The organism is Methylobacterium carpenticola (genome assembly GCF_042748905.1).
Lineage (GTDB): Bacteria > Pseudomonadota > Alphaproteobacteria > Rhizobiales > Beijerinckiaceae > Methylobacterium > Methylobacterium carpenticola.
In genome coordinates, this window is sequence record NZ_JBHZEO010000001.1 from 2,762,351 (window position 1) to 2,780,072 (window position 17,722).

The window sequence follows — 17,722 nt, forward strand, 5'->3', positions numbered from 1 at the left end:
TCCGGGCGGTCCGGCCGCGATTGAGGGGATCGATATCGCGCCGCGATTGCACGAACCACCGTGACACTGATCCGCCGAGAGGGCGATCGTCGATGAAGCGCTTGTCCAGATTGGCCTTGGGCGGAGCGGTGCTGGCCGCCGTCGGTGCCGGCATCGCGCGCTACCGGGCCGAACCGGCGACGGACCCGCAGGCCATCCCCGCGGCGCCGGTTCCCGTCGTCACCGCCGCGGTCCAGCAGCACGACGTTCCGCTGATCCTCACCGGCATCGGCACGGTTCAGGCGCTCAACACGGCGTCCATTCGCAGCCAGGTCACGGGTATCCTCGAGAGCGTCGGCTTCACGGAAGGGCAGGCCGTCCGGCGCGGCGACGTGCTCGCGCGGATCGATCCGCGCCTCTACCAGGCCCAGCTCGATCAGGCCCGGGCCCAGCTCGCGCGCGATCAGGCCCTGCTCACCAACCAGCAGACCAACCTGCACCGCGACGAGCCGCTCCTGCAGCGCGGCTTCGCGACCGACGAGCAGGTGACGGGCGAGCGCGCCCGCATCGCCCAGACGCAGAGCACCATCGAGGCCGATCAGGCCCTGATCGCCCATGCGGCGACCCAGCTCGATTTCGCGACCCTGCGGGCGCCGTTCGACGGCATCACCGGCATCCGGCTGATCGACATCGGCAACGTGATCCACCCGACGGACCCGACCGGGGTCGTGATCCTCACCCAGTTGCAGCCCATCAGCGTGGTCTTCACCCTGCCGTCCGCGGACATCCCGGCCGTCCAGGCCGCGCTGGCGCGCGGGCCCGTTCAGACGATCGCGTACGACCAAGCCGGAACGCGCATCCTCGATACGGGCACCCTGCTCCTGATCAACAACCAGGCGGATGTGCGCTCGGGGACCGTGCAGCTCAAGGCGACGTTCCCCAACGCGCAGCGCCAGCTCTGGCCGGGCACCTTCGTGAACGTGCAGGTCACCACCGCGACCGTGCCGCAGGCGCTGACCGTGCCGACCGACGCGATCCAGCAGAACGACCGCGGCCCTTACGTCTTCGTCGTCGCCCGGGACCACACGGTCTCCCCGCGTCCGGTGCGCGTCGCGCAGCGCGTCCGCGGCACGGCTCTCGTCGCCGAGGGCCTGCAGGCGGGCGAGACCGTCGTGGTGCAGGGCCAGTACCGCCTGACGCCCGGCACGACGGTCGTCGCTGCCGAGCCCGGGCAGGTTCCCACCACCACCACGGCGAGCGCGGGAATGCTGCCATGACCCTCTCGGCCGGCTTCATCACCCGCCCGATCGCGACCTCGCTCCTGATGCTCGCCATCGTGGCGCTGGGCGCGATCAGCTACACGCTGCTGCCCGTGGCGGCGCTGCCCGCCATCGATACGCCGACCATCCAGGTCACGGCCCAGCTGCCGGGCGCCGATCCCGAGACGGTGGCCGCCTCGGTCGCCACGCAGCTCGAGCGGCAGTTCGGCCAGATTCCCGGGCTCACGCAGATGACGTCGAGCAGCGGCACCGGCTTCACCCAGATCACCCTGCAATTCGACCGCAGCCGCACCGTGGATTCCGCGGCCGGTGACGTTCAGGCCGCGATCAACGCCACGCAGGGGCAGCTTCCGGCCGCCCTTCTCAATCCGCCCACCTATCACAAGACCAATCCGGCCGACACGCCGATCCTGCTCATCGCGCTGACCTCGGACATCCTGCCGATCATGACGGTGAGCGACTACGCCAATTCCATCCTGGCGCAGAAAATCTCGCAGGTCCCCGGGGTCGGCCTGGTCGGGGTCGGCGGCCTGCAGAGTCCCGCTTTGCGCATCCAGGTCAATCCGGCGCAGCTCGCCGACGAGGATCTCGACTTCGAGACGGTGCGCGCCGCCCTGGCGAACCTGACGGTCCTGCAGCCCAAGGGGCAGCTCTACGGCCCGCAGCAGGCGGTGGCCCTGCAGACCAACGACCAGCTCACCACCGTCTCGGGCTTCGAGCAGGCGATCGTCGCCTACAGGAACGGCGCGCCGGTCCGCGTCCGCGACATCGGACGGGTGGTCAAGGCGCCCCAGGACACCACCCTGGCCGGCTGGCTGAACGAGAAGCCGGCGGTTCTCCTCGCCGTCCAGCGCCAGGCGGGCGCCAACGTCACCGCGACGGTGGCGGCGATCAAGGCCGCCCTGCCGCAGCTGCGCGCCTCGCTCCCGCCCGGCATCGACGTCCAGATCGTTTCCGACCGCACCCAGACCATCCAGGCCAGCCTCGACGACGTGCAGTTCACGCTGCTGCTCACGATCGCCCTGGTCGTGGCGGTGATCGCGCTGTTCCTGCGCCGGCTGTGGGCGACCGTGATCCCGGCGATCGCCGTGCCGATCTCGCTCGTGGGCACCTTCGCGGCGATGGGTGCGCTCGGCTACTCCCTCGACAACCTGTCGCTGATGGCGCTCACCATCGCGATCGGCTTCGTGGTCGACGACGCCATCGTCATGGTCGAGACCATCGTGCGCCACATCGAGGCGGGCGCGACCCCGCTCCGGGCCGCGCTCGACGGCGCGGGCGAGATCGGCTTCACCATCCTGTCGATCTCGCTCTCGCTCGTCGCGGTGTTCATGCCGCTGTTCCTGATGGGCGGCGTCGTGGGGCTGCTGTTCCGCGAGTTCGCCGTCACGGTGGCGGTGTCGATCCTCGTCTCGGTCCTGGTGTCGCTGACCTTCACGCCGATGCTGTGCGCGCGGCTGCTGCCGGCCGGTGACGACGCGCCCGGGTGGGTGTCGCGCCGGCTCGACGGGTTCTTCACGGCGCTGACCGAGGCCTACGGTCGCGGCCTGCGGGTCGCGATCCGCCATCGCGCCCTCACGCTCGCGGGCTTCCTCGCCACGGTGGCGCTCACCGGCTACCTGTTCGTGATCATCCCCAAGGGGTTCTTCCCCCAGCAGGATACCGGCCTGATCATCGGCATCAGCGAGGCGGCCCAGGACATCTCGCCGGAAGGCATGCGCCAGCGCCAGGAGGCGATCCTCGCCATCGCGGGCCGCGACCCGGCGGTCGCCTCCGCGGTCGGCTATATCGGGCCCGGCGGCCCGACCGTGACGGAGAACAACGGCCGCGTCTTCATCACCCTGAAGCCCAAGACCGAGCGGACCGCCACCGCGGACGAGATCATCGCGCGCCTCTCGGTGGCGCTCCGGCAGGTCCAGGGCATCACGCTCTACATGCAGGCGGCGCAGGACATCACCATCGGCAGCCGCCTCTCGAAGACGCAGTACCAGTTCACCCTCACCGACGTGAATCGCGATGAGCTGAACCGCTACGCGCCCCGGCTCCTCGCGGCCCTCACGGCGCTTCCGGAATTGACGGCGGTGGCGAGCGACCAGCAATCGGCCGCGCGCCGGCTCACCGTGGAGATCGACCGCACCACCGCCTCGCGGCTCGGGATCGATCCGGCGCTGGTGGACGCGACGCTCTACGACGCGTTCGGCCAGCGGCACGTGGCGCGGATCTATACGGCGCTCAACCAGTACTACGCGATCCTGGAGGTCGATCCCCGCTACCAGCTGGGGCCTGCCGCCCTGGACCGGATCTATGTCCGCTCGCAGAGCGGCACCGCCGTGCCGCTCGGCCAGATCGCGCGCGTCGTCCCGGGCGTCGCGCCGGCCTCGGTGAACCATCAGGGCCAGTTCCCGTCCGTGACGCTCAGCTTCAACCTCGCGCCGGGCGCGTCCATCGGTGCGGCGGTGGCCGCCGTGCAGAAGGCGACGGCCGACCTGCACCTGCCGCACGCGATCGCGACGAGTTTCCAGGGCAACGCGCAGGCCTTCCAGAGCTCGCTCGGCAGCACCCCGCCGCTGATCCTGGCGGCCCTGTTCGCGGTCTACATCATCCTCGGCATGCTCTACGAAAGCACGATCCATCCCCTGACCATCCTGTCGACGCTTCCCTCGGCGGGGCTCGGGGCGCTCGCGACGCTGATGCTGGTGGGCCGGCCGCTCGACCTGATCGGCATCATCGGGATCATCCTGCTCATCGGCATCGTCAAGAAGAACGGCATCATGCTGATCGATGTCGCCCTCGAGGGTCAGCGTGAGCGCCACCTCTCGGCCGAGGAGGCCGCTCACGAGGCCTGTCTGCTGCGCTTCCGGCCGATCCTCATGACGACGATGTGCGCGCTTCTCGGCGGCATTCCGCTGATGCTCGGAACGGGCACGGGGTCCGAGATCCGCCAGCCCCTCGGCTATGCCATCGTCGGCGGGCTGTTCGTGTCCCAGGTCCTGACGCTGTTCACCACGCCCGTCGTCTACATCTACATGGACAGGATCTCGGGCCTGGCAGGCTGGCGCCCTGCGCGGGTCGGCGCCTGAAAGATCCGTCGTGGTGGCTGTCGGGGAGAGGGCCTGTTTGACGGCTCCCGCCGATCGACAGGCCGTCTCGCGATCGGTCGCTTCAGCGGGTCCCGCCGACCGAACGCTCCGCGCGACCCGCGAACTCAGCCTGAGCCGACGCATCCGAGGCCATGACAGGTTCGGCGTCGGGACGTGCCACCGATCCGGGGAGACGGCAGGTGCCGCACTCCGCCCTGGAGCGCGGCTCTCCACGGCCTTGGCCATATCCCTGCGCGGCTCGTCCGCGGCGATCGAGCGGCGGCGCGCAGCATAGTATTTGTCCTACTCAGCCCCAGTACTCGCGCGCGACATGCGTAAGCTCAAGCTTCCCGGCCTCGACCGGCATCCTCATTTGTTAGAGCCAAGCTCGGCATCTTCATCGATTAATCCAAAGATCCGCAGGATCCTTCAAGAATGCCGAGGGAGCTCGGATTAGGTCGAGTGCGGCGCGTTCAGCAATCTCATCTTACCGCATGGAGGGACGATGGCGGCGAACGAAGCAGGCGGGACCCCGATCCTGCAGGACATCCCGATCGGCCTGTCGGAAACCGGCACGCGGGCGGAGTTCGACTCGATGGGCCAGGTCGATGTGCCGGCGGATCGCTACTGGGGTGCGCAGACGCAGCGCTCCCTCCATCATTTCGATATCGGCGGGGACCGGATGCCGAAGGCGGTCTACCACGCCTACGGCACGGTCAAGAAGGCCTGTGCCCTCGTCAACGCCGCGGCGGGCCGTCTGCCGGACTGGAAGCGCGACGCGATCGTCCGGGCGGCGGACGAGACCATCGCGGGCGACCTCGACGCGCATTACCCGCTATTCGTGTGGCAGACCGGGTCCGGCACCCAGTCCAACATGAACGTCAACGAGGTCATCGCCAACCGGGCGATCCAGCTCCTCGGCGGCACGCTCGGGACCCAGCAGCCGGTCGGCCCCAACGACGACGTCAACATGGGCCAGTCGTCGAACGACACCTTTCCGACTGCCATGCACATCGCCTCGGTCGCGGCGATCGACGCGCTCCTGCTGCCGCAGGTGACCCGGCTCGCGGAGACGATCGCGCGCAAGGCGGATGGCTGGATGGATGTCGTCAAGATCGGGCGCACCCATCTGGAGGATGCGGTTCCGCTGACCGTCGGCCAGGAATGGCACGGCTGGGCCGGCCAGATCCGCGCCGCGCTCGCCGAGATCGAGCGGAGCCGCGCGGGCCTCTACGAACTCGCGGTCGGCGGCACGGCCGTCGGCACCGGGCTGAACGCGCCCGAGGGCTTCGCCCGCGACGTGGCGGCGACGATCGCCGGCCTCACGGGCAAGCCCTTCGTGACGGCGCCGAACAAGTTCGCCGCACAGGGCTCCCTCGACCCGATGGTGCGGGCGCACGCGGCCCTGCGCGGCCTCGCCGTGGCGCTGATGAAGGTCGCCAACGACATGCGCTGGCTCGCCTCGGGCCCGCGCTGCGGCCTCGGCGAGCTGATCCTGCCCGCGAACGAGCCCGGCTCCTCGATCATGCCCGGCAAGGTCAACCCGACCCAGTGCGAGGCGATGGTGATGATCGCCATCCAGGTGATGGGGAACGACACCGCCGTGGCCTTCGCGGGCAGCCAGGGCAATTTCGAGCTGAACGCGATGCGTCCCGTCATCATCAACAATTTCCTCCACTCCGCGCGCATCCTGGCCGACGGCTGCGCCCGGTTCCGGGAATTCTCGGTCGAGGGCACGGAGCTCAACCGCGACAGGATCAAGGCCTATGTCGAGGGCAGCGTGATGCTGGTCACCGCGCTCTCGCCGGTGATCGGCTACCAGAACGCCGCCCACATCGCCGAGAAGGCGGTCGCCGAGGGCACTACGCTCAAGGCTGCGGCGCTCGCCTCCGGCAAGGTGGACGAAGCCCTCTTCGACAAGACCATCCGGCCGCTCGACATGGTCGGGCGCGGCCTCGCGGGCGCCTGACGGGGAGAGATGCGATGATCCGATGCGTCAGGATGTGGACCGGCCCGGACGGCGATTCGCTCTTCGAGGAGGGGACGATCACCCTCGGCGAGGGCGAGCGCGGCGATCTGATCGGCCAAGCCGTCGCCGCCCGGCAGATCTCCTTCCGGGAGACCGGCTCGGGCGGATCCTTCGCGTGGCACCAGGATCCGGTGCCGCGCTTCGTGATCACGCTGTCGGGCACGCTCGAATTCGAGACCAAGTCCGGCCGCACCTTCACCATCCGCCCCGGCGACGTTCTGCTCGCCCAGGACGACAGCGGCTCCGGCCATCGCTGGCGGCTGATCGGCGACGAGCCGTGGCGGCGCGCCTACGTCGTCTACGAGGCGGGGGCCGACCTCCCGTTCACGCCCGCGATCCGGCACGACTGAGCGCGAGGGGAACCGCACCATGGCACTTCGTCCGAACGACAGCCCCGACGTGGTCCTGATCGGGGCCGGGATCATGAGCGCGACCCTCGGCACCGTCCTCAAGGAACTCGACCCCTCCCTGACGGTCGCGCTGTTCGAGACGCTGGAGGATTGCGCCCAGGAGAGTTCCCAGGCCTGGAACAATGCCGGCACCGGCCACGCCGCCAATTGCGAGCTGAACTACACGCCGCAAGCGCCGGACGGCAGCGTCGACATCTCCAAGGCGCTGGAGGTCAACACCGAGTTCGACCTCTCGCGCCAGCTCTGGGCGCATCTCGTGCGCAAGGGCGCGATCCCCGACCCGCGCGCCTTCATCCATCCCTGCCCGCACATGAGCTTCGTGTGGGGCGAGGAGAACGTGGGCTTCCTGCGCGCCCGCTACCGGGAGATGTCCGCGCATCACTGCTACCACGGCATGGAGTACAGCGAGGACGGGGCGACGATCGCCGACTGGGCGCCCCTGATCATGGAGGGGCGCGATTCCGGCGAGCCGGTGGCGGCGACCCGGATCGTCACCGGCACCGACGTCGATTACGGCGCGCTCACGCATTGCCTCGTGGCGCAGCTCTCGGCACAGGCGGGATTCGCGGTCCACTACAACCGGCAGGTCGTCGGGCTCGACCGGGAGACGGACGGGCGCTGGCGGGTGACGGTGGCGGATACCTATGACGGCACCCGTGAAGCCGTCCGGGCGAAGTTCGTGTTCATCGGGGCGGGCGGCGCCTCCCTCGACCTGCTTCAGCGATCCGGCATCCCGGAGGGGCGGGGCTATGGCGGCTTCCCGGTCAGCGGAATCTGGCTGCGCTGCGATTCGGACACGGTTTCGCGGCGGCACCACGCCAAGGTCTACGGCAAGGCCGCGAGCGGCTCGCCGCCGATGTCGGTCCCGCACCTCGACACGCGGGTGATCGGGGGCAAGACCTCGCTCCTGTTCGGCCCCTATGCCGGGTTCTCGTCGAAGTTCCTGAAGCACGGCTCCCCGACCGACCTCTTCCGCTCGATCACGCCCGCCAACATCGTGCCCATGCTCGACGTGGCGAAGGACAACGTGGCGCTCACCGAGTACCTCATCGGTCAGGTGCTGCAGAGCGGGCACCACCAGTTCGCGACCCTGCAGCAGTTCTTCCCGACCGCCCGCCGGAGTGACTGGAAGGAGGCGGTGGCCGGCCAGCGGGTGCAGATCATCAAGCCCGACCCGGAGCGGGGCGGCGTGCTCGAATTCGGCACCGAGCTGGTCTCGGCCGCCGACCGCTCGCTCGTCGCGCTGCTCGGCGCCTCGCCGGGCGCCTCCACCGCGGCCTTCATCGCCATCGAGGTGCTGGAGCGCTGCTTCTCCGACCGGCTCACCGAGGCCGCGTGGCTGCCGGCCCTGACGCGCATGATCCCGACCTACGGCATCGATCTCAAGGTCGACGCGGCGGCCTGCCGGCAGACCCGGGCGGAGACGGCCGCGCTGCTCAAGATCGAGAACGTCTGAGCCGGGCGGCCGGCATGCTCTCCGCCGTGCCGGCCCTCGCGCCGGCCCGCCTCGACGAGGTCTCCCATCTCGGCCTGCGCGTCGGACGGCTCCTGCTCGCCTACGGTGCCGATGCGGACCACGCCATCGCACGGATCGAGAGCGTCGCGGCGCGCCTCGGCGTCGCCGCGCAGGTTTTCGTGAGCAGCGAGCGCCTCCTCCTCACGGTCGATGCCGGCGGGACCTTCCGCACCCGGGTCGGGCATATGCTCCAGGGGCTCGGGGTCGATATGGGGCGTCTCGGCGGGCTGGAGCGCATCCTGGACGCGCTCGCGGCCGGCGAGATCGACCTCGCCGAGGCCGGACGGCGGGTCGATGCGGTCGAGGCCGCGGGCCCGCGCTATCCCGGCTGGCTCGTCGTGACCGCGGTGGCGACCACGACCGCCTGCCTCGCCCGGCTGTTCGAGGCCGCGTGGGCTGTCGTCGCCGCCGCCTTCGTCGCCGGGCTCATCAACACGCTGCTGCGCCGCGCCTTCGCGGCGCGGCGGCTCAACCCGATCGCCGCCGCCTTCCTGACGGCCGGCGCGAGCGGACTCGTGGGCGCGCTCCTCCTGAAGCTCGCACCCGGCGCCTCGCCGGCGCTCTGCCTCGCGGCGGCCGGGATGATCCTGGTGCCGGGGGTGCCGCTGATCAACGGGATCGACGACCTCGCGCACGGCCATGCGGGGATCGGGGCCGCCCGGCTGGCAACCGGGGCCGTGACGATCCTGGCGATCGGGTTCGGGCTGTTCGCCGCCGCCGCGCTGGCCGGGGAGGCGCTGCCGGTGTCGTCCGGCCAGGGACATCTCGGCGTGCCGGAGGACGCCCTGGTCTCCGGCCTCGCCGCGATCGGCTACGCGCTGCTCTTCGCCGTGCCGCGCCGTGCCATCCTCGCCTGCGTGCTCTGCGGCATCGCCGGCCATGGCGGCCGGACGGCGCTCGGCGCCGCCGGCCTGGACATCGCGACCGCCACTCTGGCGGCATCGGCCGGCGTCGGCCTCCTCGCCGTCGCGATGGAGCGGCGTCTCGGGCTGCCCTGGACCACCTTCGCGTTCCCCGGCGTGGTCGCCATGATCCCCGGTTCCTACGCGTTCCACGCCGCGACCGGCGCCCTCCACGTGATGGCGCAGGGCGGCGCCTCGCCCCCGCGCCTCGTCGCCGAGACGCTCTCGCTCGCGATCGCCGCCGCGGTCATGACGGCCGCCGTCGGCAGCGGCCTCCTCCTCGCCGCCTCGGCCCGGCGGATCCTCGGGCCGGACGGCCCGGCCGTCCGCTCCTGAGCGGCGCCGTGGCGGCTCGGCGCATTCGCCGGCAACGCGCCGGCGACCGAGGCCGCTGAGGGCCTTTGGCGGACGTCACATCAAAAACGGAAACGATGCGTTTAGATCGTTTCTGTTCTCAAGCCGGCGATCCTGCTTCAGGATCCGCATTGCTGCATCCCCCCGGGACGACGTGAGAGGCCCCGCCGAAAGCGCGTCCCGGGCGCCCATCGCGGTGCGGAGCAGCCAGAGACGAGGAGTGAGGCGATGAGCTGGCACAGTGCGGATGATCCGATCCCGGGCGACCACTTCAGCTGCGATGCAATCCAGGCCCTGGTCGTCCCCCGGTCGCGCGACCTGGGTTCCTTCGCCGTGCGTCGCGCGCTGCCCTCGACGCAGTGCCGGATGGTCGGCCCGTTCATCTTCTTCGACCAGATGGGACCGTCCGAATTCCTGCTCGGCCAGGGAATGGATGTCCGGCCCCACCCCCATATCGGCCTCTCGACCGTCACCTACCTGTTCGACGGCGAGATCATGCACCGCGACAGCCTCGGCACGGAGCTGCCGATCCGCCCGGGCGAGCTGAACTGGATGACCGCCGGCCGCGGCATCACCCACTCGGAGCGCACCGGGTCCCATCTCCGCCAGACCGGCTCGAAGCTGTTCGGCATCCAGAGCTGGGTCGCCCTGGCGGCGCAGGACGAGGAGAGCGCCCCGGCCTTCGAGCACTACGAAGCCTCGGCGCTGCCGGTCCTCACGGGCGAGGGCAAGACCGTGCGCCTGATCGCCGGCGAAGCCTTCGGCGCCCGCTCGCCCGTGCGGACCTCGAGTCCGATGGTCTATGCCGACGTGGTGCTGGAATCGGGCTCGGTCCTGCCCCTCGACCCGACTTACGACGAGCGGGCGATCTACACGGTTGCGGGCGCAATCGAGATCGCGGGGGACGGCTTCGGACCCGGCCAGCTTCTGGTGTTCCGGCCCGGCGACCGCATCAGCGTGCGCGCGACGCAGGATGCCCGCTTCATGGTTCTGGGTGGTGAGCCGATGGACGGCCCGCGCCACCTGTGGTGGAACTTCGTGTCCTCGCGGCCGGAGCGCATCGCGCAGGCGAAGGAGGACTGGCGCCAGGGCCGGTTCGATACCGTCCCGAACGACGCCGAGTTCATCCCGCTGCCCGAGGATCCCCCGCCCGTCCGCTACCCGTGAGCGGCCCCACGACCCCGCCCTCCCGGCGCCCGATCGACGGCGCGCCCTCCCCATTCTCCAAAGGTGAGATCACACCATGGCTGTCGAAGCATCCGGGGCCGCGAGCGAACTCGTCCAGGTCGTATCCCTGCTGGCCGCGGGTGTCGTGGCGGTTCCGCTCTTCAAGCGGCTCGGACTCGGCTCGGTTCTCGGCTACCTCTCGGCCGGCCTGGCGATCGGGCCGTTCGGCCTCGGCCTGTTCACGGACGCGCATGCGATCCTTCACGTGGCCGAACTCGGCGTGGTGATGTTTCTCTTCATCATCGGGTTGGAGATGGAGCCGTCCCGCCTCTGGGGCATGCGGCGCGAGATCTTCGGCCTCGGTCTCGCGCAGGTCGGCGCCTGCATCGCCGCCCTCCTGCTCGTGGGCGTCGCCGTGGGGTTCCCGGTCACCGTGGCCTTCGTCGCCGGCACCGGCTTCGTGCTGACCTCGACCGCGATCGTCATGCAGCTCCTGGAGGAGCGCGGCTCGCTCTCGACCCCGAAAGGCCGGCGGATCGTCGCGATCCTGCTTCTGGAGGATCTCGCGATCGTGCCGCTGCTGGCCGCCGTCGCGCTTCTGGCACCCGGAGGGAGCGAGGCGAGCGGGATCGAGCGCGCCTCCGCGATCGGGATCGCGCTCGGATCGGTGGCGGCACTGGTGGTTGCGGGCCGCTGGCTGCTCAATCCGCTGTTTCGTCTGCTCGCCGCCGCCAAGGCCCGGGAGGTCATGACGGGGGCCGCACTCCTGGTCGTTCTCGGCTCGGCGCTCGCCATGCAGTTCGGCGGCCTCTCCATGGCCATGGGCGCCTTCCTGGCCGGCGTGCTGCTCTCGGAATCGAGCTTCCGTCATCAGCTCGAGGCCGATGTCGAGCCGTTCCGCGGCATCCTGCTCGGGCTGTTCTTCCTCGGCGTCGGCATGTCCCTCGACCTGGCGGTGATCGCCGCGAACGGGGGGCTGATCCTCCTCAGCGTGGCGGCCTACATGGTGGTGAAGAGCCTCGTCATCTACGGGGTGGCCCGCAGCTTGCGGGCTTCGCATTCCGAGGCGCTGGAGCGCGCGGCGCTGATGGCGCAGGGCGGCGAGTTCGCCTTCGTGCTCTACGCGGCCGCGACGGGCGTGGGCATCATCGATGGAACAACCAACGCGATCCTCACGGCGACCGTCATCCTGTCGATGGTCGTCACTCCCCTGACCGTCATCGCCTTCGACCGCTTCGGCCCCAAGGCCTCCGTGTCGAGGGACGGGGTCGAGGTTCCGGAGAACCTCGTCGGGAGCGCGTTGATCATCGGCTTCGGCCGCTTCGGGCAGATCGTCAGCCAGCCCCTGATCTCGCGCGGCTGCTCCGTCTCGATCATCGACACGAACGCCGACAACATCCGCCTCGCCGAGGGGTTCGGCTTCAAGGTCTATTACGGCGACGGAGCCCGGCTCGACATCCTGCGCGCGGCCGGGGCCGCCACGGCGCGGGCGATCCTGATCTGCGTCGACGACCGTGAGATGGCCAAGCGCATCGCCGAGATCGCGAAGGCGGAGTTCCCGCTGATCCCCGTTCTCGCCCGGGCGAGGGACCGGGAACACGCGGTCGCGCTGATCCACGCAGGCGTCGCCTATCAGATCCGCGAGACGGTCGAGTCGGCGTTGTCCCTGGGCGAGCAGGCGCTGCTGACGATCGGGGACGATCCGGAGGCGGCCAGGGAGGTCATGGCCGAGGTTCGCCGCCGTGACGCCGAGCGCCTCGAACTGGAGACCGTCGGCGGCATCTACGCGGGGCTCGAGCTGATCCGGGGGAACGCGGCAGCCCCGGCGCACAGGGCCGGCTGAGCGCCACGTCCGGACCGGCCGATCAGGCCATCCGGACGGCATCCTGCATCCCCGATGCCGTCCGGATCCTGACACAAGCCGAATTGCATGGACTTCGACGCCGCTCGGGCGGGCACGATTTTGCCTCAATGCCTTGACTGCATTGACGAATGGATGCGATCGCGGCTTTCGAGGTCGGGATCACGACAGTGGAGACGTGCAGCATCCTGCGCGCCGACACGGAACGTGGAGCGGCCGTGAAGGCCGAGGCCCTGCTTCGGAGAGTTCATGCGCGAGGCGAGCTGACCGGCCTCCGTGCCACGGGTCCGGACAGCCCTGCCGCCCTCGGGATCAAGCATGACCTGAACGACGTCATGGCCGAGGTCGAGCGGTCGGACGGCATCTGACGTCGGCGCACCCGGAGCGGCGGGCCGGATCAAGCCGCCGGTCCAAAGATCCTCGGTACGGCGCATCGCGACCCGAAACCCTCATGCCTTCCAGCCCGTTGTAGTCGGCACGATGACCGTCGATGCTCCGGTTCCCGTCTTCCGCTCGTCTGCCGTCCTCAACTGGTGGGGTGGTGAGCCGATGCCGTTCTCCGGGTCCGCCCACGCGCTCACCCAGGCAGCGTTGACGACCCATCTCGGGGCCTCCCGGACGCGCCGGCCGGCGCGGTGCGCAGGGGGGCCGGTCCGGGGGGCCGGGCATGCCTGATGCTCCGACGATCGGCGAGCTGTACAAGCTCGATCGCGTGACCGACGAGCAGATCGACGCGGCCGTGATGGACTACCTGAACGACCCGATGCCCGGCGAAAGCCTGCTCGCGGAGGGTATCGCGATCGACGTCTGTGCGATCATGGCGGCCAACCCTCACGCCCGCGAGGTGCTGGCCATGAGAGGATCCTCCGAGGATCAGATGCGCATGGCGGTGAGAACGGCGATCCTGCTGGCACGACCCACGTGGTATGCGCAGGCAGACGCGATGCCGGAGACGGGGCGGGCGTCTCCCGCCTCGAGGCGCCGCGGGTCGCTCCGCTGAGAGCGGCTGCGTGTCGCTCGCCGCCCGTTGCCGGCGGCCTCAACAGCCTGGGCCCCTGCTTGCGGCTTCCACAGCGAAGCGGGGAGAGGCTGCCTTCGGAAGGCTTCAGATCGCTATCCCGAGCAGAACGCTTCGTGCCGAGTTGAATCGGCCACAATCCGATAGGAACGATATCTTTTTTAATCGAAGCCGTTCTCATGGATCTATATTGCGTAGATTGCATATTCGTGGTGTGCTCAACCACACTGACGAAACGAGGGGAGGAACGACTATGCCCTCCGGTGTCTCGGCAGGTCACACCCAGAGTGGCGAGTCGCGCTCCTATCAATCGAAGAAGAGGTTCGATAGGAAATCCGCCCGATCGCAATCCATTCCCGTCGATTTCGTTCACATCCATGCAATTCAGTCGGTTTGCGACGTTCTGATCGAATTGAAGGCGTCTCCCGAGAGGATCCTCGAACAGGCCGGGATCGACGCGCAGATCTTCGACGCCGCCGGAGCGATCTCGTTCACGTCATTGGGCCGGTTGACCGCGCTGGCCGCCGACCAGACGCAGTGCCCCCATTTCGGTCTCCTTGTCGGTCAGCGCGTCACCCTGGCGTCTCTCGGCCTGCTCGGGACATTGATGCGCCACTCGGAGACGATCGGCGATGCGTTCAGGGCCGTGCAGGCCCACCACGATCTCCTGAACCGGGGCGCCGTGATCGAGATCGCGATCGATGGCGCCGTCGCGACCGTGAGCTACGCCCCGTACGAGCCCGATGTCGACGGGGTGGCTCTCCACTGCGAGAGGGCCATCGCCGCGCTGACCGCCGTGCTGCGGTCGCTGTGCGGCTCTCACTGGAACCCGGAAGAGGTGCTGCTGCCGCGTTCGGAGCCGCCGAACACCGCGCCCTATGCGAGCTTCTTTCGCGCTCCGATCCGGTTCGAGCAGGAGATCGCCGCCCTGGTGTTCCCGGCCCGGCTCATGAAGCGGTCGATCGAGGGCGCCGATCCGCTGGTTCGCGCGAGCGTGGAGCAGCGCATCCGGCAGCTCGAGGCCGTGATCCCGTCCGACGTCACCGACGAGGTCCGGCGGCTCGTGCGGTCGGTGGTGACCCGGAAGCGGATCCACAAGGGACAGGTCGCGCAATCGATGGCGATGCATCAGCGCACGCTGTGCCGCCGCCTGAAGGCCGAGGGGACGAGTTTCCGGTCCGTCGTGAACCAGACGCGGCTCGGGATCGCCAAGCAGTTGCTGGCCGACACCACCATGAGCCTGGCGCAGATCGCTGCGACCCTGGAATTCTCGGAGCCGGCCGCATTCACGCACGCCTTCCGGCGCTGGACCGGCACCACGCCGAGCGCGTGGCGGAAGGAGCGGTGGGCCAGCTGACGGCGACGGACCGATCCACGCCAACGACGCAGGCTCCGGGAGAAGACCGCGATGAGACTTGCAGGTTACATCGGTGCCGCCGGCCTGGCTCTCGGCCTCGTCGCGTCGGCCGGGGTGTCCGGCGCCCAGGCGGCGGAGGCTGGCCTGTCGGGCTACCAAGGCGCTTGGGTGCTGGGGGGGCGCGACTGTGCCGATGTGTATGCGTCCGCGGGAAAAGGACCATCGTTCAAGAAGCCGCTCGACATCTTTGCCCCCGCCTTCGTCGTCTCCGGCAATCGCCTGAGGACGCCGGCGGCGTCGTGTCGGATCAAGGCGGTCCGATCCATGAGCGATCGTCAGGTTCTCACCCTCGACTGCGCGAACCTGGTCGCAGCCAACGAGGTCAGGGTCATCATGGCAACGTCTCCGAACGGGGGACTGAAGCGTTACTACAGCGACCAGGATCCGACCGGGGTCGAGTATCAGCGCTGCTCGCGATGACGACCGGCGCGAGAACGCGCCCCGACGGTGTGCACCCTGTCGCTTCCGCGGTGAGTGACGACACGCGGGGCGAGGGCCGCCGACGGGCCGATCTCGGCGCTCCTCCGGCAAGCCGGACGGCGGCTTACTCCGGCGGGCGGAACCGGGCGGATGCGGGACCGTCGTAGAGCCGGCCATCGGGATCGATCGCTCCGGCGAAGGCGCGGCCGTCCGCCGCCTCCGCACAGACGAGGGCACCGCCGGCCGTCTCCGTCACCGCGCAGGCCGCGGTGGCCGCAAGCGCGCCGGGGACGAGCCGGAAGTCTCCCCGTTCGGGGGCCGCAAAGCCCGGGCTCCCGGTCCGTCCATGGATCTCGATCCCGCGCCGCTTGAGCGTGAGGGGAAAGCCGTTGCTGCTGACGTCGTGGTCGAAGGCGCTCGCGAGCGCGGGAAGGTCGTGCCCGCGCTCGTCGGCCGGCAGCCACCGGAAGCAGTCGAAGAACGGCAGCGTCCCGGTCTCGCCGAGATAGCGCGCCAAGTCGTCCCCCCGGACGAGACCGCGCCCGCAGGTGCCCGCGTTGAAGGTCTCGGGCCGGGCCCGGCACAGCTCTGCCTCGTAACCGGGCGTGCCGGGCTCGCAGAACATGAGGGCGTTGTTCCAATGCCTGAGATTCGCGGCGGCGCCGATCCCGGTCACCGGCGAGCGGAGATACCAGCTGTTGTTGAACACGTAGATCGGGCCGCGCTCCGCGTAGCGGTAGGTCCCGGGCTCCGCGTCCCGCGGCGGCAGGGCGAGCTTGATGACCCGGCCCTGGAGGCTCGCCTCGCAGGTCAGATCGAGGGGATCCATCCAGGCGATGTCGCCGGACGGGCCGACGCTCTCGACGCCGACGGCCAGCCAGCGGGCCCGGGCGAAATCGTAGCGGCGGTCGAGCTTCGGATCGAACGCCGCTGCCGCAGCCGGCTTCTCGACGGGGTGGCGCGTGCAGGGCGGAACGGAGGAGGGGCGGCCGGCACGCTCGATCGCCGGCATATCGTCGAACCAGCCGCGATTGCCGTAGATGTAGACCGGTCCACCCCCCATGTCATCGAACGAGAACCACGCGTGGGAATTGACGATCCGGTTGCGGAAGATGCGCACGTCCGAAGCCCAGGTCTCCAGTTCGACCGGGTTGTCGCGCACGTAAGCGAACAGGTTGTCGTAGATCCAGACATCGCGGTTGAACGGGCAGGTCGCCGGGGACAGATCCGAAGCCTTGAGATCCTCGCAGGTGGCCTTCAGCCGAATGCCGTTATAGGCCGAGAGGATGGTGTTGCGGCGGAAGACGATCGGGCCCTGCACGTCGGTGCCGCCCAGGAGCGCGCCGTTGAAATGGTCGTAGGCACCGTGGTGGGTCACGCCCCAGGGAACGCTCCGCCAGAGCAGGCCCGCGCAGCCATGCGCGCTGACCCGGCCATCGCCGCAGGGGAACGGCCCCTCGCGCGTCAGGGCGGCCGCGTCGAAGCCGCTCGCGTCCTGCACCCAGGTGACGTCCTCGACGGTGAGCGCCTCGGCGGGACGGCCCGGGCTGCCGCGCGCCGCGAGGCCGTAGCTGCTCCCGATCACCAGCGAGCGGCGCAGCGTGACGCGCCGGCTGTCGATCGCGCGGACCGCCGCGAGCCAGCAGCCCTGAAACGTCAGATCCTCGATCGTCACCCCGTCCAGACGGTCGAGGTCGAGGCAGGCCGCTTCGGCGAGCCGCCCGGCCCGTCCGATCGGCACGGCGAGCCGCGAGCGGCGGCTGCGGCCCGGCTTCTCCTCCGACGCCGCGACCCAGTTCGTCAGGGCGCCGAGAAGATCCGGCGCCTGCGGGGCGGCGAGCGCCGTCGCCAGATCGCCGCAGGGCTGCTCGACATCCTCCTCCGGCATCGGGCAGCCCCGGATCTCGTCGATCGACCGTCCGACGAGCCGCGTTCGTGGCCCGAGCCCCCGGATGAGGATCGCAGGCCCGTCCCGCGCATCCGGTCCGGACAGCACGACCCTGTGGCGGTAGAGGGTCACCGCGTCCGGGCCGTCGGCGAGAAGTTGCACCACATCCCCGGGTTTCAGCCCCCGCATCGCCTCCGTCGAGAAGGCCTGCGTGTGCGGGGCGACCATCCGGCCGTCGGCGCCGTATCCGGGGCCGCTCCCCGCGGGCGTGACGTAGATCATGCGCGCCGCGGCGGCCTGCGCCGTCAGGAGCAGCAGCCCCGCCGCAAGGATGCGCCAGCCGCCGCCCAACAGGGTTCGCACCAGTGCCGTCCGGTTCCGCGTTGCGCCCCGGGACAGCC

General features: G+C 69.9%; 13 protein-coding genes. 12 read left to right on the plus strand and 1 reads right to left on the minus strand.

Features of this window, described 5'->3' with window-relative positions:
- The first annotated feature begins 92 nt into the window (after positions 1 to 92).
- From ACE101_RS13055 to ACE101_RS13110, 12 genes are all read left to right on the plus strand, one after another.
- Positions 93 to 1,256 carry an efflux RND transporter periplasmic adaptor subunit gene (locus ACE101_RS13055; RefSeq protein ID WP_379129952.1) on the plus strand — a complete coding sequence of 388 codons (1,164 nt, stop codon included), beginning with the start codon at positions 93 to 95 and terminating at the stop codon, positions 1,254 to 1,256.
- A complete protein-coding gene (locus ACE101_RS13060; protein WP_379129954.1) occupies positions 1,253 to 4,339 on the plus strand; it encodes an efflux RND transporter permease subunit in 3,087 nt (1,028 codons plus the stop codon). The genes ACE101_RS13055 and ACE101_RS13060 overlap by 4 nt, the downstream gene beginning before the upstream one ends.
- A gap of 505 nt (positions 4,340 to 4,844) precedes the next feature.
- The gene (gene fumC, locus ACE101_RS13065; RefSeq protein ID WP_379129957.1) at positions 4,845 to 6,308 is read left to right on the plus strand and encodes a class II fumarate hydratase; all 1,464 of its coding nucleotides are present in this window, start codon (positions 4,845 to 4,847) and stop codon (positions 6,306 to 6,308) included.
- Positions 6,309 to 6,322: 14 nt separating this feature from the next.
- Positions 6,323 to 6,718 carry a cupin domain-containing protein gene (locus ACE101_RS13070; protein ID WP_379129960.1) on the plus strand — a complete coding sequence of 132 codons (396 nt, stop codon included), beginning with the start codon at positions 6,323 to 6,325 and terminating at the stop codon, positions 6,716 to 6,718.
- Between the two features lie 19 nt (positions 6,719 to 6,737).
- The gene (mqo, locus tag ACE101_RS13075; RefSeq protein ID WP_379129962.1) at positions 6,738 to 8,234 is read left to right on the plus strand and encodes a malate dehydrogenase (quinone); all 1,497 of its coding nucleotides are present in this window, start codon (positions 6,738 to 6,740) and stop codon (positions 8,232 to 8,234) included.
- A gap of 14 nt (positions 8,235 to 8,248) precedes the next feature.
- A complete protein-coding gene (locus tag ACE101_RS13080; RefSeq protein ID WP_379129964.1) occupies positions 8,249 to 9,532 on the plus strand; it encodes a threonine/serine exporter family protein in 1,284 nt (427 codons plus the stop codon).
- Between the two features lie 246 nt (positions 9,533 to 9,778).
- Positions 9,779 to 10,717 carry a pirin family protein gene (locus ACE101_RS13085; RefSeq protein WP_379129967.1) on the plus strand — a complete coding sequence of 313 codons (939 nt, stop codon included), beginning with the start codon at positions 9,779 to 9,781 and terminating at the stop codon, positions 10,715 to 10,717.
- 76 nt (positions 10,718 to 10,793) lie between these two features.
- Entirely contained in the window at positions 10,794 to 12,560 is a 1,767-nt protein-coding gene (locus ACE101_RS13090) for a monovalent cation:proton antiporter-2 (CPA2) family protein (RefSeq protein WP_379129970.1), read from the plus strand.
- 149 nt (positions 12,561 to 12,709) lie between these two features.
- Positions 12,710 to 12,946: a hypothetical protein gene (locus tag ACE101_RS13095; protein ID WP_379129972.1), complete on the plus strand. Its 237-nt coding sequence runs from the start codon at positions 12,710 to 12,712 to the stop codon at positions 12,944 to 12,946.
- 299 nt (positions 12,947 to 13,245) lie between these two features.
- Positions 13,246 to 13,578, plus strand: coding sequence for a hypothetical protein (locus ACE101_RS13100; RefSeq protein WP_379129975.1), 333 nt, complete (start codon positions 13,246 to 13,248; stop codon positions 13,576 to 13,578).
- Positions 13,579 to 13,849: 271 nt separating this feature from the next.
- A complete protein-coding gene (locus ACE101_RS13105; protein ID WP_379129978.1) occupies positions 13,850 to 14,953 on the plus strand; it encodes an AraC family transcriptional regulator in 1,104 nt (367 codons plus the stop codon).
- Between the two features lie 51 nt (positions 14,954 to 15,004).
- Positions 15,005 to 15,433 (plus strand): hypothetical protein, encoded by a 429-nt coding sequence (locus ACE101_RS13110; RefSeq protein ID WP_379129980.1) that lies wholly within the window; start codon positions 15,005 to 15,007, stop codon positions 15,431 to 15,433.
- Between the two features lie 124 nt (positions 15,434 to 15,557).
- Here ACE101_RS13110 and ACE101_RS13115 read toward each other — a convergent pair whose 3' ends face one another.
- A complete protein-coding gene (locus ACE101_RS13115; protein ID WP_379129982.1) occupies positions 15,558 to 17,684 on the minus strand; it encodes a hypothetical protein in 2,127 nt (708 codons plus the stop codon).
- Between the last annotated feature and the right edge of the window lie 38 nt (positions 17,685 to 17,722).

Bases quoted from the DNA above. Each gene is read 5' to 3' on its own strand.
- ACE101_RS13060 (WP_379129954.1), top strand. From the start codon at position 1,253: ATGACCCTCTCGGCCGGCTTCATCACCCGCCCGATCGCGACCTCGCTC.
- ACE101_RS13095 (WP_379129972.1), top strand. From the start codon at position 12,710: ATGGATGCGATCGCGGCTTTCGAGGTCGGGATCACGACAGTGGAGACG.
- fumC (WP_379129957.1), top strand. From the start codon at position 4,845: ATGGCGGCGAACGAAGCAGGCGGGACCCCGATCCTGCAGGACATCCCG.
- ACE101_RS13100 (WP_379129975.1), top strand. From the start codon at position 13,246: ATGCCTGATGCTCCGACGATCGGCGAGCTGTACAAGCTCGATCGCGTG.
- ACE101_RS13110 (WP_379129980.1), top strand. From the start codon at position 15,005: ATGAGACTTGCAGGTTACATCGGTGCCGCCGGCCTGGCTCTCGGCCTC.
- ACE101_RS13070 (WP_379129960.1), top strand. From the start codon at position 6,323: ATGATCCGATGCGTCAGGATGTGGACCGGCCCGGACGGCGATTCGCTC.
- ACE101_RS13090 (WP_379129970.1), top strand. From the start codon at position 10,794: ATGGCTGTCGAAGCATCCGGGGCCGCGAGCGAACTCGTCCAGGTCGTA.
- ACE101_RS13080 (WP_379129964.1), top strand. From the start codon at position 8,249: ATGCTCTCCGCCGTGCCGGCCCTCGCGCCGGCCCGCCTCGACGAGGTC.
- ACE101_RS13085 (WP_379129967.1), top strand. From the start codon at position 9,779: ATGAGCTGGCACAGTGCGGATGATCCGATCCCGGGCGACCACTTCAGC.
- ACE101_RS13105 (WP_379129978.1), top strand. From the start codon at position 13,850: ATGCCCTCCGGTGTCTCGGCAGGTCACACCCAGAGTGGCGAGTCGCGC.
- mqo (WP_379129962.1), top strand. From the start codon at position 6,738: ATGGCACTTCGTCCGAACGACAGCCCCGACGTGGTCCTGATCGGGGCC.
- ACE101_RS13055 (WP_379129952.1), top strand. From the start codon at position 93: ATGAAGCGCTTGTCCAGATTGGCCTTGGGCGGAGCGGTGCTGGCCGCC.